The following is a 15,723-nucleotide window of genomic DNA, read 5'->3' as shown; positions in this document are numbered from 1 at the left end:
AGTTCCCCGCCGGCATCGAGCCGCCTGGCCATGGCTCCCCGCCTCGCCCGCACGATCGTGCAGCTCGTGCTCATCTGCTATTGCTCAGTCGTCGTCATCAACGTGCTCAGCACAGGAGGGGCCAGTACGCCCAGGCTGGCGGTCTGCGTCACCGGCGTCGTGCTGGAGTTCGGCGTACAGTCCGTCCTCGCCTCGCCCGCCGCCCGCACCTGGCCCCTGCGGCGGCGGCTGGCCACGCTGGGGGTGCAGGCAGTCCTGACCTATCTGCCCGTCGCCTGGTTCGGGCTCGACTGGGGCAGCATGCAGGGGCCGCTCGCCGCGACCGTCCTGCTCACCCTGCCCAGCCGCGTCGGCTGGCCGATGTTCGGAGCGGTCGTGGTCGGCGCCCCGATGTTCCCCCTGGTGAAGGGTTCGAGCCCGCTGTACTGCAGCTATGTCCTCATCTCCGTCATCCTGGCGGGTCTCGTGATCTACGGCCTGACCCGGCTGAACGACCTGGTGTGGGAACTCAACGAAACCCGGGGACAGTTGACACGCATGGCCGTGACCCAAGAACGCCTCCGCTTCGCCCGCGACCTGCACGACCTGCTCGGGTACAGCCTCTCCACCATCACGCTCAAGGGCGAGCTCGTCAGCCGGCTGATCCCGGTCCGGCCGGAGCAGGCCGCCGAGGAGACCACGTCCATGCTCCTCGTCGCCCGCCAGGCCCTCGCCGATGTGCGCCTCGTCTCCCGCGGCTACCGGGACATGTCACTGTGCGACGAGGCGGAGTCGGCGGCGAAGGTCCTGGAGTCGGCCGAGGTGCAGGTCGAGACCGATGTGCGAGTCGAGCGGCTGCACCCGGTGGTCGACACGGTCCTCGCGACCACGTTGCGGGAGGGAGTCACCAACATCCTCCGGCACAGCAAGGCCGAGGTATGTAACATCAGTGCAACCAGCGGGACGGAAACGGTTTTCCTCACACTGATCAACGACGGGGTCACGAACGGGCCGGAGCCTGGCACGCATTCCGGGGGTGGAAGCGGTCTGGGCAATCTCCGCACGCGGCTCACCGAGATCGGCGGGGAGCTGACGGCCGGCGTCGACGAGGACGGCCTGTTCCGCCTCGTGGCACGGGCACCGCTCCAGCCACGCCAGGGCGAGGCCGGGACGACCACGGCCGCCGCCACTCCCGACCAGGGGAGAGCCACGGCCTGACCAGACGAGACACCGCTACCTGGGGGAGGTAACAGGTGCTGTCCATCAACATCCTTCTCGCCGAGGATGTGCACATGATTCGCGGTGCTCTCGTCGCACTGCTGGAACTCGAACCCGATCTGCGGGTCGTCGCCTCCGTGGAACGGGGCGACACGATCGTCAGCACCGCGCTCGAAGTTCGGCCCGACGTCGCGGTGATCGACGTCGACCTGCCGGGGATGGACGGTCTGACGGCCGCCGCCGAACTGCACGAACAGCTCCCCAGCTGCCGCGCCCTGATCCTGACCAGCCTGGGCAAGCCCGGCACCCTGCGCCGCGCCATGTCGGCGCATGTCTCCGGCTTCCTCCTGAAGGACTCCCCGCCGGACCAGCTCGCCTCCGCCGTGCGCTCGGTGGCGCGCGGCGGACGTGTCGTGGACCCCCAACTCGCGCTGACCGCCTGGGACTACCCGGACAATCCGCTGTCCCGCCGGGAGATGGAGGTACTACGGCTGGCGGCCCGCGGGGCCGACGCCGCCGAGATCGCCGGCTGCCTGTATCTCACCAAGGGCACCGTCCGCAACTACCTCACCTCGATCGTGGGCAAGCTCGGCGCCCGCAACCGGGTCGACGCCATCCGCATCGCCGAGGAGGCCGGCTGGATCCCCTGAGCGGGCCGGGCCGGGCCCGGCTCCGAGCAGCGCGTCCAGCAGCCCCTCGTCCAGCGTCGTACCCACCGACACGTCCGCCAGCTCGCCGAACCCGCTGTCGAAGACGGCCACGCTCACCACATGGCGGTCGCCGACGGCGAAGGTGGCGAACGTCCAGCCGTCGTCGTCGGTGGCCGTGCCGTCGGGGCGGACCAGACGGGCACCGGACGCGCCGTGCAGCGCGAAGCCGAACTCGGTGAAACGGAACCTGAGGCCCTGGCCGAGCGCCTTGCTGTAGGCCTCCTTCAGGGTCCACAGCCGCACCATGGTGTCGTTGCGGGCACGGTCGCCGCCCCGGTCGAGAAGGTGTTTCTCGAAGGGGGTGCAGGCCTGCGCCTCGGACCCGGTGTACGCGAGCCGGCGGTCGGCACGTTCCACGTCGACCCCGATCCGGCCCCGGCGGGTGACGCCGACGACCATCGTCTCGTCGGTGTGGCTGAGGCTGATGTCGATCTGGTCCAGGCCCCGCACATAGGGCCGGCCGCCCGGCAGATACGCCACGTCCACCAGGTGCGGCAGCGTCTGCACGGCCGCCGCGGCGGTGTACCGCAGAAACAGCCGGGAAGCGAGGAAGCGCTCCCGCATGCCGGGCCTGCCGAGCTTCTCGTACCGGACCCAGTCACGGCCGAGGAGCAGCCGCAGGTCCGCCGCGCCGGCGTCCGGCTGCCAGCCCGGCATCCTGCCGTACACCAGGACGCTGCCGGTGCGCACGAGTTCCTCGTGCACCCGCTCCCAGGCGCTGTCCGGTCCCGGCGCGGACAGCGGCCGGCCGATCGTCGTCACCGGCTCACGCCCCTGCCAGCGCCGCCGCCAGCGGTCCCGCGTCGAGCGCCGAGATCACCCCGGCCAGGTCCACCGCGTCGCTCTCCGGCCCGCGGCACACCGCCAGGCAGGCCGGTCCCCCGCTGCCGCCCATGCGGCGCAGGAACGGCGTGAGCACCACCCGCGGCCCGATCTCCACCACATGGGTGGGGGTCTGCTGGGCGAGCATCGCCCGCGCGGCGTCGGCGAAGCGGACGGGGGAGGTGATCTGCTCGCTCCAGTACGGCCCGTAGAGCGGTTCGGTGGTCAGCCGGCCGTACAGCGTGGAGTAGAACGGCACCCGGGCGGCGCCGCCCGCGACCCGGCGGGCCACGGCGTCGAACTTCGGCACCATGGGCGCCATCAGCGGCGAGTGGAAGGGGTGGGTCACCGTCAGATGGCGGCAGGCGATGCCCCGGCTCTCCAGCTGTCCCTGGATGCGCTCCAGCCCCGCCCGGTCGCCGGAGAGCACGGTGGCCTTGGCGGCGTTGATCGCGCTGATGCCGACGCCGGGCTCGGACGCGACCAGCTCGGCCGCCTCGAACGGGGCCGCGCAGGTGGCCATCATGCCGCCGTCGGAGGGCAGGTACTGCATGAAGGCGCCGCGCAGCGCGACCAGCCTGGCGGCGTCGGGCAGCGACAGCGCCCCCGCGACGGCGGCCGCCGCGAACTCCCCGATGCCGTGGCCCAGCACGGCGACCGGCATCACGCCCTCCTCCCGCAGGGTCTGCGCGAGGGCGTACTCCACGGCGAACAGCGCGGGCTGGGTGAACGCGGTCTGGTGGATGCGCGGATCGTTGCCGAGGATCAGCTCCACCACGGACGTTCCGGTGTACGGCAGCAACTCGGCGGCGGCCTGGTCGAGATGGGCGCGGTAACCGGTGCAGTTCCAGTACAGGCCGGAGGTCATGCCGGGGTGCTGGGAGCCCTGGCCGGTGAACACGAAGGCCGCCCGGACCAGGCCGCCGCCCGCCGGACGCGGGTCGTGCTGGGCCATGTACCGGGCCAGCTCGCGCACGGTGGGATGTGTCTCGATGTCGGTGGGGTCGATCACCGGGCCGAACTCCTCCTCGATGTCGCCGTACAGGCTGAGCGCGGTCACCGAGTCGAAACCGCCGTACTCATGGAACGGAACGTTCTCGTCCACCGGCACGCCCAGGTAGTGGGTGAGCCGCTCCGTGAGCCATTCGCGCTGGGCCGCGCCGAAGGAGTCGTCGTGTGCGTCGTCGTGCTGGGGTTCGGGCATGGTCGGTGCTCCATCTCGGGCTCGGGTGGGGTGACCTCCGCCGGCGGATCACGCCAGCGCGGAACCGTACAGGTCGTAGCTGCGGCGGCCGTGCAGGCGGGCCAGTGCCTCCGCAAGTACGCGCTGTTCACCGGCGGCGGGCCGGTCGGGCAGGGGCAGGCCGAGCCGGCGGCCGAGGCGGTGGAGCACCGCGGACGGCCATGCCGGGTCGGCCAGGAACGCGTCGGTGCCGTCCCGCGCCTGCTCGCGCCAGATCCCCAGGCAGCACGCCGCCGCCAGCACCAGGGTGTAGCGGTCGGCGAGCGCGAAGGTGTGCGGGCTCGCCAGCGCCGTACGGTCACCGGGGTCGATCTCGGCGAACGCCTTGGCCAGATCGCGCAGTTCACCGGTGAAGGCCTGTGCCAGGGCGCGCAGCAGGGGCCGGTCCTCGCGTCCCGGCGCGGTGGGCCCGGCGGACTCCAGCCAGTCGGTGCAGGCGACGAGGGTGGCGGCCAGCGGGTCACCGTCGCCGAGCAGGGAAAGAAGCGGCAGGTCGAGCGGCGGCAGGTCCTCGTGGGGCCGGAACAGCGCGGCGGGCGCCTGGTCCTCGGCGAACCAGCAGTGCCGGGCGAAGTGCGGCAGCTGCGGCAGGATGCTGACCTGGCGGCCCGCGCTGCCGGCGTGGCCCAGCGAGGTGACGGGCAGGTCGCGCAGCTGCTTCTGGAACATCCCGTAGGTCCCGCTCACGGCGAAGCTCTCCTCGCCGAGCACCGCCGCCATCTCGTCCATCGTCTCGGCGGCCAGCCGGGGCGCGAGATAGGCCGCCGACGCCGCGTACGCGCTCATCTGCCGCGGCAGCAGATGCAGCGACCGGGTGGCGACCAGGGCGAGGCAGTCGATGAGCAGCAGGTCGAGGAAGGCACCGGTGAGCACGTCGCGCACATGCCGTACGTCGAGTGAGGAACGGCCGTCGTCGCGGCGCCGGGTGGCGAAGGCGGCCACGGTGCGCAGGGCGGTGTCGACGCCGGCGAGGACGATCGACGGGATGAGGCCGCGGATCAGCAGGGAGGACCGCAGGGAGAGCTGGTAGCCGTCGCCGTCCGCGCCGAGCACCGCGCCGGCGGGGACCACGCAGCCGGTGAAGGAGAGACCGCCGAACTGCGCGCCGCGCATGCCGGTGGTGGTGTGCCGTTCCAGGTCGGTGATCTGCCCGGCGGGCAGCGCGGCCCGGTCGATCAGCAGCACCGCGTGGCTGCGCCCGCCCGCGGCGTCGGAGGTGCGGACGAAGACCACGAGGCCGCGGGAGCGTGCCGCGTTGGCGATGGCGGTCTTGCTGCCGCTGATGCGCAGGCCGCCGTCCGTGGCCTCGGCCCGCAGCTCGTCGCGTACGAAGTCGTTGCCGTGCGCGACCTCGTGCCGGGCGACGGCGACGCGTTCGCCGTCGAGCAGCAGCCGCGCGACCAGGGCGCGCTGCTCGGCGTCACCCGCGATCCACACCGGCACGGCGGCGAAGAAGCAGCTCAGGCCGTAGCCGAAGCCGAGCGAGGCGTCCCTGCGGAAGACCGGCCGCAGGATCCGCCCGAGTACGTCCATCCGCCGCAGCCTGCCGCCGAGTTCGGCGGGCACGAACTCGGCGTTGAGGCCGAAGGCGTCCAGGATCCGCTCGGCGCCCGGCGGCGCGGTGCCCTGCGCGTCCGCGGCGACCAGGCTCTCGCCGCCCAGCGGGTTCGCCGGGTCGTCGAGCGGCCCGAAGGCGCGCTCCAAGGCGTCGATGCGTTCCTGCACATCGTGTTGTGTCGTCATCGGCGTCCCCTCTGCTTCCGGGGCGGCGGCTGCCGCACGAGCCGCTGCACCTCGGGGTCGAGCCACTGGTGCAGGGCGGTGAGTTCCCCGTTGAGGAACAGGCGGCGCATCGCGGCCCGCTCCAGCTTGCCGCTGGTGGTGCGGCGCACGGTGCCGGGCCGCACCAGGAGCACACCGCCGGCCCGCACGTCGTACTGGGCGGTCAGGGCGCTCTGCACCGATCCGGCGAGCTCGGCGAAGTCGACGCCGTAGCGGCTGCGGCCCCGCAACTCCTGCACGACGACGACACGTTCGCGCTCGCCGGGCACCCCGAAGGCGGCCGTCGCACCGAACAGGGCGCTGACCTCGCGTATCGAGCGCTCCAGGTCCTGCGGGTACAGATTGCGGCCCGCCACCACGATCACGTCCTTGATGCGCCCGGTCACATGGAGCCGTCCGTCGACGAGGGCGCCGAGGTCCCCGGTGCGCAGATAACCGCTGCCGCCGTTCCTGATCCGGCCGCCGAAGACGTCGGCGGTCTCGGCGGGCCGTGACCAGTAGCCGCGGGCGACGGCGGCGCCGCGCACCCAGATCTCCCCGACGCGTCCCTCGGCGACCTCCTCGCAGCTGTCCGGGTCGACGATGCGCAGCTCGACGGAGGCGGGGCGGCCGCAGGACACGGTCTCGCGCTCGGGGCCGCCGGCGGTGAGCGAGGTGGGCAGAGCGCACCCGTCGAACGCGGAGGTGTCCCGGTCCCCGGCGACGAGCAGGGTCGCCTCGGCGAGGCCGTAGCAGGGCACGAGCGCGTCGGGGCGCAGGCCCGCGGGCGCGAAGCGTTCGGCGAAGGCGCGCATGGTGGCCGCGGTCACCGGCTCGCCGCCGTTGACGGCGATCCGCCAGCCCGACAGGTCCAGGCCGGCGAGCTGGCTGTCGTTGATCCTGCGTACGCACAGGTCGTACGCGAAGTCGGGGGCGCCGCTGACCGTGAGGCCGTACCGCGAGATGGTCTCCAGCCAGTGCGCCGGGCGCTTGACGAACGCGACCGGGGACAGCAGCACGGCGGTGCCGCCCAGCCACAGCGCGTGCAGCAGCTGGCCGACCAGGCCCATGTCGTGGTGGAGCGGCAGCCAGCCGCCGATCCGGCTGCCCGGCGTGGTGCCGAGCGCCGCGCTGATCGCCTCGTGGCCCGCGAGCAGCGCCCGGTGTGTGATGACGACACCGCGCGGCTCCCGGGTGGAGCCCGACGTGTACTGGAGGAACGCCGGGTCGTCGGGGTCCCGGCGGGCCGGCTGCCACGGCTCGTCCGAGGGGCGGTGGGCCTGCGGGGCCGGGTGGCCGGTGTCGGTCGGGATGCAGGTGAGGGAGCCGTGGCCGGTGCGGGCCAGCAGCTGGGTCACCTCGGGGGCCTCGGCGAGCGAGGTCAGCACACAGCTCGCGGCGGCGTCCTTGACGATGCCCGCGATGCGCTCGTCGTGCCGGGCCGAGCCGCCGGGCGGCGCGGCCGGGACCGCGACCACGCCCGCGTACAGGCAGGCGAGGAAGCTGATGCCGAACTGGGCCCGGGAGCGGTGCAGGATCAGGGCGCGCTCGCCGGGGCCGGCGTGGGCGGCGAGCCGGGCGGCGAGTGCGCGGGCCGCACGGTCGAGCCCGGCGTAGGTGTGCGTCTCGGGCCGCAGCGCACCGTCCTTCTCGGTGAGCAGGATCAGCGCGGGGCGGGCCGGTGACTCGGCGGCCCTCTCGCGCACGATGTCGGTGAATGTCCGTGCCGGCTGGTCGCTCAACGCCTCCCCCTTCGCTGTCTGCACCCTCGGCTCCCTCATCGACGGGGCCAGGACACCGCCGGGCCCGGACCGCCGCCCTTGACCCGCCAGTCCGCGAACACCGTGCCCGGCAGGTCCTCGGGCTCCTGTGCGCGGCGCGCCAGGGCGATCAGCACGGCGGTGACCGCGGCGAGTTCGGCCGCGTCGGGCCGGCCTCGCACCACGGTGATACGGGTGTCGTTCGCCATGGGGACAGCGTGCACCCGCCCCCTAGAGAGGTCCTCGTGCCGCGGACGCAGGAGAGCCGAGGACCGGCGGCCCTCGGCTCGTCTCCCGCTGGATCACGGGCGGTCCCCTGCGGGGTGTCATTCGATGGTGCGCTCGTACGCCACGTGCTGCGTGCGCTGTACGTCGAGCCGGGCGAAGCGGCCGAGGTCCTCGCGGGCGCTCTTGAACACGGCGCTCTCCAGTCCCTGGTCCATGGCGTCGGTGTCGCGCCACCACAGGACACCCGTGTAGACGGCCGGCCGGAGGATGGAGCGCAGCAGATCACTGCCGCCGAAGCCGTCCGACTCGCCGAGTTTGCCGGCGAGTTCACCGAAGTCGCGTTCGAAGGCCCGCCAGTCCCCGGTGACCTGGGCGCGCAGCAGCAGCACGCTGTGGGTGCCGGGCTCGGCGGCGTCGCGCAGTACCCGGCCGGTGCTGACGGCCTGGTCCGCCTCCGTCTCGACGAGCGGTTCGAGCCGCTCGACGTGGCCGAGGAACGTCTCGTCGTGCACGGTGTCGAGGAAGCCGCGCAGGGTGCGCCAGTGGCCGAGGTGCACATAGACGTGCGGCAGATCCACCAGCCGCACCGTCACCAGGAACGAGAAGTCCTCTCGTCTGCGCAGGAACTGGGAGTGCTCGCGGAACAGCCGCTCGAACTTCTTGGTGTCGCCCTTGACCTCGAACGTGTTGATGACGGTGACAGGGCCGGCGATCTCACGTCCCGGCATGCACTTCCTCCGCGAACTTCTTGGCGTGGCGCAAAGTGGTGGAGCTGTTGGTGCCCAGGGCCTTGCGGACCAGGGCCCTGGCCTCGGCGAGCGTGGCCTGCGGGCCGAGCGTGCTGCTCACCCCTGCGGGGTCGAGCACGACCGTGTGCCAGGAGGTGACGGTGAGGGTGCCGTCGTCGTCGCCGCTCGGCTCGATGGTCCAGCGGCCGGTGTGCACCCGCATCGCGACCGGTACCCGCAGCTGCTTGTAGACGATCTGCCTGCGGTCCTCGAAGCAGACCCGCACCGAGGTGGTGTTGTGCAGGGAGCCGTCCGGGCTGCGGGTGTCCATGTCGATGTGCTGGATGCCCGGCTCGTCCTCGGTGAGGCCGAGCCGGGCCACGTGCGGCAGCCGCTCGGGCCAGCGGTCGGCGCGGTCGAGGAAGGCGTAGACGTCGCCGGCCGCGCCCGCGACGGTCACCGAGTCACTGAACGTGAACTGCAGCTCCGCGCCGGCGTCGCCGAGTTCGGCCGCGTTCTTGAGCGCGGCGAGCTCGGCGACGCTGTTGCGGTCGACGGCGCGCTCGATCAGCTCCTCGGCGGCCGGGTCGCCGCCGATGGCCCGGTAGTCGTGCAGCAGCACCACGCGCGTCGTGCCGTCGTCGACGGGCTCGATGCGCCAGGTGCCGCCCATGGCGGCGACGGGGGCCGCCGGGACGGTCTGCCGGAAGGTGATGACGCGGGCGGCGGGGTCGAGGGTGCGGCGCGAGGTCCACGTGCGTACCTGCTCGTTGGCGATGGCCCAGATGCGCAGGACCTGGTGGTGCGTGTCTTGGGTGTCCTCCTCTTCGAGAACCTCGACGTGGACCGTCGGCCCGAACACCTGGGGCCACGCGCCGACATCGGCCACCAGCGCGTAGACGGCGTCCGGGGACGCGGCCACGGTGATGGTGTGCTCGGTGACGTGCAGCTCCCCGGCGAGGGGCTGTCCGGCCGCTGTCTCGCTCGTAACGATCGTCGCCACGGCGGTGTCCTTCCTCGGTTCGCGCCGTACGGGACGGCGATCAGCAGATTGACACAGGTGCCCTAGAGCCCGCCTTGATCCCCGGTGGAAACCGGCCGGGCCGAGGGCGGGGCGAAGGGCCCCTCAGGGGGCCCAGGCGGGCCGTTCGGTGATCTCCAGCACGGCGCAGCCCCAGCTGTAGCCCGCGCCGACACCGATCAGGACGCAGCGGTCACCGGGCCGTGCCCGGCCGGAGACCAGCAGGTGGTCGAGGCCGGCGAACTGGTCGCCCGCGCCGAGATGGCCGACGGTTCTGCTGAACTCCCAGGCGGTGCGCTCCGGTTCGATGCCGAAGGGCTTGTAGTAGATGGCCTGCAGCCGGCGGCGCCCGAAGTGCGGCAGCACCACCCAGGAGGCGTCGCCGAGTTCCATGCCGGCGTCGGCGAGGGCCTGTTTGACCACCGTCTGCTGGCCGTTGTTGGCCCGTGTGATGGCGAACGACATCCCGACTCTGCCGACGAAGGCGCGCTTGGCCTCCTCGAAGTCCACGGGGATGCGGTTGCTGAACGGGGCCGGGGTGAACGGCTCGTCGCCTCGGTGCATCGGCTCCAGCTGCGGGTCGGCGTGCACCGCGAGCGAGACCAGCCGGGCGAAGCCGCCGCGCCGGGACAGGACGAGGGCGGTGGCGCCGTCCGCGTAGGGGGTGCCGGGGTCGGTGCGCCAGCGGTCGATGCCGGGCTCGCAGAACCGGTCGGCGGTGGTGAGCAGTGCGTCGCCGTGGCCGTGGCCGGCGGTGAGGTAGGCGGTGGCGAGGTCGAGGGCGGCCAGTCCGCCGTTGGACATCTGCCGGATCTCCAGCGCCGGGCAGTGGTTGCCGAGCGCCTCGCGCTGCACGTACGAGGCGACCGGCCACAGGTCCTGCCCCTGGTGGTACGTGTCCGCGTGCAGCAGCAGGTCCACGTCGCCGGGTCCGCTGCCGGCCCGCCGCAGCGCGTCCCGCGCGGCGCGGGCCGCCATCTCGGCGGCGGACTCGTCGGGCGAGTACGCCACCGACACCACCCCGGTGGTCGCGGCGAGCCCCGCCGGGCAGGAACCCGCGGCCACCGCGTCGTCGATGCTCAGCGAGGCCGGGAGACGTACGGAGGTCGCCCGCAGGTAGATCTCTTCCACGCGCACAGCCGCTCCTGGGAGTTCGAAGGTGTCAGCCGGCCGGCGCGGCCACCAGGCCGGGGGCGGTGGTGCCCCCGGGCCGGCCCGGGCCGCCGGACAGGACGTGGTGGAGGCCGTCGAGCAGGGCGCGCAGGGCCGCTGCCGTGGCGTGGGTGTCCACACCGACGGTGCCCCAGTCGCGCTCTCCGTCCTGGAAGGTCAGCAGCACCCGCACCAGGGGCGGCTGCCCGCTGTCCCCCGCCAGCTCCCGTGTCCGGTGCTCCCGGAGCCGCAGCCGGGCCGCCTCGGGGAAGAACGGGTCGAGTGCCCGGTGCAGGGCGTCGTCGAGGGCGTGCACGGGCTCGCGGCCCCGGCCGGTGGCGGTCAGCGGCGCCCCGTCGGAGCGCAGCCGCACCGTGGCCGTGGCGCCCGCGCCGTCCGAGCCGAGACGGACCTGCCACGACTCGACGTCGAAGGGCGGCCGGCCGGGCTGCTCGCCCAGTTCCTCGCGCAGCAGCAGCGCGAAGGAGGCGTCGGCGGACTCGAAGGTGTAGCCGCGGCTCTCCAGTTCCTTGACCCGGGCCGCGGCCCGGCCCACCGCGGCGGAGTCCGCGTCCACCTCGTAGCCCAGTTCGCGGGCCTTGAGTACGACGGAGGAGCGGCCGCCCATGTCGGAGACCAGCACCCGCATGGCGTTGCCGACGCGGGCCGGGTCGATGTGCTGGTACAGGGCGGGGTCGACGCGCAGCGCCGAGGCGTGCAGTCCCGCCTTGTGCGTGAAGGCGGCGGAGCCGACGTACGGGGCCGCGGGGGCGCCGGGCAGCCCGGTGACCGCGGCGACGGCCCGGCCGGTCGGCTCCAGGTCCGCGAGGCGTTCGAGGGGGATCACCTTGCGGTCCCGCTTGAGGACGAGGTTGGCGATGACGGTGAGCAGGTCGGCGTTGCCGCAGCGTTCGCCGTAGCCGTGCACGGTGCCCTGGGCGTGGTCGGCGCCCGCGTCGACGGCCGCCATGGTGTTGGCGACGGCGCAGCCGGTGTCGTCGTGGCAGTGGATGCCCACGGCGGCGCCGGTCATGGCGATGGTGTCGGCGACGACGGCCTTGACCTCCTCGGGCAGCGAGCCGCCGTTGGTGTCGCACAGCACCACGGTCTCCGCGCCGGCCTCGGCGGCCGTGCGGACCACTTCGAGGGCGTACTCGCGGTTGGCGACGTACCCGTCGAAGTAGTGCTCGGCGTCGAGGAACACGCGGCGGCCGGCGAGCACCAGGTGCTGCACGGTCGAGCGGATCATGGCGAGGTTCTCGGCGAGCGTGGTGCGCAGGGCCGCCTCGACGTGCCCGGTGTGGCTCTTGGCGACGAGGGTCACCACGGGCGTGTCCGCCTCCAGCAGGGCGCGTACCTGCGGGTCCTGGGAGACGGCGACGCCCGGCCTTCGGGTGGCGCCGAAAGCAGTCAACCGGGCTGTCCTCAGGTCGAGTTCGGTGCGCGCCCGGCGGAAGAACTCGGTGTCCTTCGGGATCGCGCCGGGCCAGCCGCCTTCGATGAAGCCCACGCCGAGGGCGTCCAGGCTGCGCGCAATGGCCAGCTTGTCGTCGACGGTCAGGGACAGCCCCTCCATCTGCGTTCCGTCGCGCAGGGTCGTGTCGTAGAGCTGGAAGCCGCGCTCCGCCATCGCCCCTCCTTCACTGAGGTCTTCCGGCTGGGGTTCCCACAGATTCCGGGCACTGCCTCGAAGCCGCCCTGAGCCGGGCTCGAACCCGTCCGCGCACGTCACGGCGTGCGTCACGGGAGATCTGCCCGAGCGCGGCTGAAGCGGGGCGCGGGCGCGGCGGGACCGCTGCCGCGCGCCCGGTGGTGGGGGTGGGCGGCGGCTTCCTCGACGCTGAGCACGGGTGTCACGCACGCCTCCGTCTCCTCGAAGAGACGGGCCCATGCGTCCCGGTCACGGGTGCCGAAGCGGTGCGCGAACACCCGTCTGAGCGTGGGCCAGTTGACGGGGTCGCCGCGGTCGGGCAGACAGTCGGGGTCGAGTCCGAGGCCGTCGAGCAGCGCCCGGTAGAAGCGGTCCTCCAACGCCCCTACGGCGACGTATCCGCCGTCCGCGCACGCGTAGCAGGAGTAGAAGGGGGCGCCGCCGTCGAGCAGGTTGACGCCGCGCTCGTGGGTCCACTGGCCCGCGTCGGCCATCGCGGTGAGCATGCCGAGCATGGCGCCGGCGCCGTCCACGATCGCCGCGTCCACGATCTGCCCGCGGCCCGAGGCCTGCCGCTCGTACAGCGCGGCCAGCACTCCGGCGACCAGGAACATGGCGCCACCCGCGAAGTCGCCGAGCAGGTTGACCGGGGGCACCGGGGGGCCGCCGCGCTCGCCGATGGCGTACAACGCACCGGTCAGGGCGAGGTAGTTGATGTCGTGCCCGGGTGCCTTGGCGAGCGGTCCGTGCTGGCCCCAGCCGGTCATCCGGCCGTAGACCAGACGCGGGTTGCGCCCGATGCAGACGTCGGGCCCGATGCCGAGGCGTTCGGCGACGCCCGGCCGGAATCCCTCCACCAGGACGTCGGAGCGCTCCACCTGGCGCAGCAGCCAGCCCACGTCCTCGGGGTCCTTGAGGTCGAGCTCCATCGTGCGGCGCCCGCGGTCCAGCTCGCCGTGCCAGTCCGCGAACGAGCGGGCTCCGTCGGCCCGGTCGACCCGCATCACGTCGGCGCCCAGGTCCGCGAAGATCATGCAGGCGAACGGGGCGGGCCCGATCGCGGCGAGCTCCACGACCCGCAGGCCGTGCAGGGGTCCAGTGCCTGTCTCCATGAGCGGCTCCCCATCGTCCCCATCGTCGACGTCAACGGCACCGGCACGCTGCAAGCGGCACCTGGAGCCCGGCCGCAGCGCCCCTCGCGCCGCGCTCGGGCCGATCCGGCAACCGTCTCCCGCGGCGGTCCCTTCGACCTGCGCTCAAGTCGCCGCGCCTAGCCTCCGCGGGACACGTCACGAGACCGGCACGGCCTACGCGATCCGGGAGGACCATCGATGAGAAGGGACGTCACGCCGTTCCGCGTGACCTTCGACGAGGCGGATCTGGAGGACCTGCGCGGCCGCCTCGCCCGCACCCGCTGGCCCGAGGCGCAGACGGTGGACGACTGGTCCCAGGGCGTGCCCCTGGCGTATCTGCAGGAGCTCGCCGCGTACTGGAGGACGGCGTACGACTGGTGGCCCACGCAGGCGCGGCTGAACGCGTTGCCGCAGTTCCGCACCGAGATCGACGGCCTCGGCATCCACTTCCTGCATGTGCGCTCCCCGCACCCGCAGGCGCTGCCGCTGCTCGTCAGCCACGGCTGGCCCGGCTCGGTCGTCGAGTTCCTCGACCTGATCCGGCCCCTGACCCACCCCGACGACCCGGCCGACGCCTTCCATGTGGTGGCGCCCTCCCTGCCCGGCTTCGCCTTCAGCGACAAGCCGGACGCCACCGGCTGGACGGTGGAGCGCACGGCCGCCGCCTGGGCGGAGCTGATGGCCCGGCTCGGCTACGAGCGGTACGCGGCACACGGCGTCGACTGGGGTTCGTTCCTGACCGGCGTGCTCGGCGAGACCGACGGTGCGCATCTGGCCGGCATCCATCTCGCGATGCCGTTCGCACGGCCGCCGCAGCACGACGTGGCCCTGGACGAGCGGGACCTGGCCGGGCTCGCCGCGCTCAAGGAGTTCCAGCAGAACGAGGGCGGCTACTCGGCGATCCAGGCGACCCGGCCGCAGACCCTCGGCTACGGGCTCGTCGACTCTCCCGTCGCCCAGCTGGCCTGGATGGTCGAGAAGTACTGGGCGTGGTCCGACCACGACGGTGACCTGGAGAAGGTCGTCCCGCGCGACCGGCTGCTCGACGCCGTGACGCTGGCGTGGCTGTGCGGCACCGGCGCCTCCTCGGCCCGCATCTACTGGGAGAGCCACAACAGGATGGCCCTCGCCCCCGTCCCCGTACCGGCCGCGCTGGCCGTCTTCCCCAAGGACGCCCGGATGCCCCGCGCCTGGTGCGCGGCCCGCTTCACGGATCTGCGCCGCTGGACGGACCACGACCGCGGCGGGCACTTCCCGGCTCTGGAGCAGCCGGAGCTGCTGGTGGACGAACTGCGCTCGTTCTTCGGGCCGTTGCGCTGAGCGCACCCACGGACCGGCCGAGCAACGCTCCAGCCGAAGCCGACCCGGGACGCCGATGGTGGGCCGGAGACCGGCCGGCTCACGATGCGCCGACCGACGGTGCGCCGACCGGCGTGCGCCCGACGATGCGCCAACCGACGATGGGGAGGAAAGCGATGGGAAAGTTCGACGGCAAGGTGGTGCTGGTCACAGGTGCGGCCCGGGGACAGGGCCGCTCCCACGCCGTCAGGTTCGCCCGCGAGGGAGCCGACGTGGCCGTCCTCGACGTCGCGGCGCAGGTCGGCTCCGTGCCGTACGCCATGCCGGGCGCCGACGACCTGGACGAGACCGTGAAGCTGGTGGAGAACCTCGGCCGCAGGTGTGTCTCCGGCAGGGTCGACGTGCGGGACGCGGAGCGGCTCGGCAGCTTCGTCGCGCAGGTCGAGGAGGAGCTGGGCGGTGTCGACTTCCTGCTCGCCAACGCCGGGGTCTTCTCCTTCTCCACGATCGCCGAGATGCCGGACCAGACCTGGCGCGACATGGTCGACGTGAACCTGACGGGCGCGTTCCATTCCATCCGTGCCGTGCTGCCCGGCATGATCGCGCGGGGCCGGGGCCGGATCGTCGCGACGTCGTCGATGGCCGGCAAGATGGGCATGGCGAACGTCGGACACTACGCGGCGACCAAGTGGGGGCTGATCGGGCTGGTCAAGTCGGTGGCCACGGAGGTCGGCCAGTACGGGATCACCGCCAACGTGGTGTGCACGGGCGCGGTCGACACCCCGATGATCAACAACCCGAGTTCGCTCAAGCTGTTCCTGCCGCACCTGGACAATCCCAGCCGGGAAGAGGTCGTGCAGGCGTTCAGCCAGTTCAACACCATCCCGAAGGCCTGGGCTGAGTGCGAGGACATCTCGAACACGATGGTGTTCCTGTGCTCCGAGGAAGCCCGCTTCATCACCGGCGAGACGATCGCCGTCGCGCTGGGCCAGAACGCCTCGAACGCGACCTGAGCGGC

At 72.9% G+C, this 15,723-nt stretch carries 13 protein-coding genes and 1 pseudogene; 4 read left to right on the top strand and 10 right to left on the bottom strand.

Annotated features, from left to right (window positions below; all coding sequences use genetic code 11):
- The first annotated feature begins 30 nt into the window (after positions 1–30).
- Together ACIGXP_RS38000 and ACIGXP_RS37995 are read left to right on the top strand one after the other, a co-directional pair.
- Positions 31–1,197 carry a sensor histidine kinase gene (locus ACIGXP_RS38000; RefSeq protein WP_399776282.1) on the top strand — a complete coding sequence of 389 codons (1,167 nt, stop codon included), beginning with the start codon at positions 31–33 and terminating at the stop codon, positions 1,195–1,197.
- Between the two features lie 38 nt (positions 1,198–1,235).
- Positions 1,236–1,847, top strand: coding sequence for a response regulator transcription factor (locus ACIGXP_RS37995; protein ID WP_363215324.1), 612 nt, complete (start codon positions 1,236–1,238; stop codon positions 1,845–1,847).
- A gap of 192 nt (positions 1,848–2,039) precedes the next feature.
- On the opposite strand, the pseudogene ACIGXP_RS37990 reads toward ACIGXP_RS37995, so the two are convergent.
- The 10 genes and pseudogenes from ACIGXP_RS37990 to ACIGXP_RS37945 form a co-directional block, all read right to left on the bottom strand.
- Positions 2,040–2,306: pseudogene (locus ACIGXP_RS37990) on the bottom strand (4'-phosphopantetheinyl transferase family protein); the annotation flags it as partial.
- A gap of 367 nt (positions 2,307–2,673) precedes the next feature.
- Complete coding sequence (locus ACIGXP_RS37985; RefSeq protein ID WP_363215308.1) at positions 2,674–3,933, bottom strand: acyltransferase domain-containing protein; 1,260 nt, start codon at positions 3,931–3,933, stop codon at positions 2,674–2,676.
- A gap of 48 nt (positions 3,934–3,981) precedes the next feature.
- Positions 3,982–5,715: an acyl-CoA dehydrogenase family protein gene (locus ACIGXP_RS37980; protein WP_399776280.1), complete on the bottom strand. Its 1,734-nt coding sequence runs from the start codon at positions 5,713–5,715 to the stop codon at positions 3,982–3,984.
- On the bottom strand, positions 5,712–7,499 hold the full coding sequence (locus ACIGXP_RS37975; RefSeq protein ID WP_399776278.1) for a fatty acyl-AMP ligase: 1,788 nt from the start codon (positions 7,497–7,499) through the stop codon (positions 5,712–5,714). The genes ACIGXP_RS37980 and ACIGXP_RS37975 overlap by 4 nt, the downstream gene beginning before the upstream one ends.
- An 11-nt stretch (positions 7,500–7,510) precedes the next feature.
- Positions 7,511–7,702: an acyl-CoA carboxylase subunit epsilon gene (locus tag ACIGXP_RS37970; RefSeq protein WP_363215311.1), complete on the bottom strand. Its 192-nt coding sequence runs from the start codon at positions 7,700–7,702 to the stop codon at positions 7,511–7,513.
- A 117-nt stretch (positions 7,703–7,819) separates the two neighbouring features.
- On the bottom strand, positions 7,820–8,449 hold the full coding sequence (locus ACIGXP_RS37965) for an antibiotic biosynthesis monooxygenase family protein (RefSeq protein ID WP_399776276.1): 630 nt from the start codon (positions 8,447–8,449) through the stop codon (positions 7,820–7,822).
- On the bottom strand, positions 8,436–9,452 hold the full coding sequence (locus ACIGXP_RS37960) for an aromatase/cyclase (protein WP_399776274.1): 1,017 nt from the start codon (positions 9,450–9,452) through the stop codon (positions 8,436–8,438). The genes ACIGXP_RS37965 and ACIGXP_RS37960 overlap by 14 nt, the downstream gene beginning before the upstream one ends.
- A gap of 123 nt (positions 9,453–9,575) precedes the next feature.
- On the bottom strand, positions 9,576–10,607 hold the full coding sequence (locus ACIGXP_RS37955; protein ID WP_399776272.1) for a ketoacyl-ACP synthase III family protein: 1,032 nt from the start codon (positions 10,605–10,607) through the stop codon (positions 9,576–9,578).
- A gap of 25 nt (positions 10,608–10,632) precedes the next feature.
- Positions 10,633–12,252, bottom strand: coding sequence for a citramalate synthase (cimA, locus tag ACIGXP_RS37950; RefSeq protein WP_399776270.1), 1,620 nt, complete (start codon positions 12,250–12,252; stop codon positions 10,633–10,635).
- 110 nt (positions 12,253–12,362) lie between these two features.
- Complete coding sequence (locus tag ACIGXP_RS37945) at positions 12,363–13,385, bottom strand: CaiB/BaiF CoA-transferase family protein (RefSeq protein WP_363215316.1); 1,023 nt, start codon at positions 13,383–13,385, stop codon at positions 12,363–12,365.
- Between the two features lie 219 nt (positions 13,386–13,604).
- Between ACIGXP_RS37945 and ACIGXP_RS37940 the strand changes: the two genes are divergently transcribed.
- Positions 13,605–14,726 (top strand): epoxide hydrolase family protein, encoded by a 1,122-nt coding sequence (locus ACIGXP_RS37940; protein ID WP_399776268.1) that lies wholly within the window; start codon positions 13,605–13,607, stop codon positions 14,724–14,726.
- A gap of 155 nt (positions 14,727–14,881) precedes the next feature.
- Positions 14,882–15,718 (top strand): mycofactocin-coupled SDR family oxidoreductase, encoded by an 837-nt coding sequence (locus ACIGXP_RS37935; protein ID WP_363215318.1) that lies wholly within the window; start codon positions 14,882–14,884, stop codon positions 15,716–15,718.
- Positions 15,719–15,723: the final 5 nt, after the last annotated feature.

Origin of the sequence: Streptomyces sp. NPDC053069 (assembly GCF_044546895.1) — a bacterium.
GTDB lineage: Bacteria > Actinomycetota > Actinomycetes > Streptomycetales > Streptomycetaceae > Streptomyces.
This window is presented reverse-complemented; position numbering and strand designations above follow the sequence as displayed.

Bases quoted from the DNA above. Each gene is read 5' to 3' on its own strand.
- ACIGXP_RS37965 (WP_399776276.1), bottom strand. From the start codon at position 8,449: ATGCCGGGACGTGAGATCGCCGGCCCTGTCACCGTCATCAACACGTTC.
- ACIGXP_RS38000 (WP_399776282.1), top strand. From the start codon at position 31: ATGGCTCCCCGCCTCGCCCGCACGATCGTGCAGCTCGTGCTCATCTGC.
- ACIGXP_RS37970 (WP_363215311.1), bottom strand. From the start codon at position 7,702: ATGGCGAACGACACCCGTATCACCGTGGTGCGAGGCCGGCCCGACGCG.
- ACIGXP_RS37935 (WP_363215318.1), top strand. From the start codon at position 14,882: ATGGGAAAGTTCGACGGCAAGGTGGTGCTGGTCACAGGTGCGGCCCGG.
- ACIGXP_RS37985 (WP_363215308.1), bottom strand. From the start codon at position 3,933: ATGCCCGAACCCCAGCACGACGACGCACACGACGACTCCTTCGGCGCG.
- ACIGXP_RS37980 (WP_399776280.1), bottom strand. From the start codon at position 5,715: ATGACGACACAACACGATGTGCAGGAACGCATCGACGCCTTGGAGCGC.
- ACIGXP_RS37940 (WP_399776268.1), top strand. From the start codon at position 13,605: ATGAGAAGGGACGTCACGCCGTTCCGCGTGACCTTCGACGAGGCGGAT.
- ACIGXP_RS37945 (WP_363215316.1), bottom strand. From the start codon at position 13,385: ATGGAGACAGGCACTGGACCCCTGCACGGCCTGCGGGTCGTGGAGCTC.
- cimA (WP_399776270.1), bottom strand. From the start codon at position 12,252: ATGGCGGAGCGCGGCTTCCAGCTCTACGACACGACCCTGCGCGACGGA.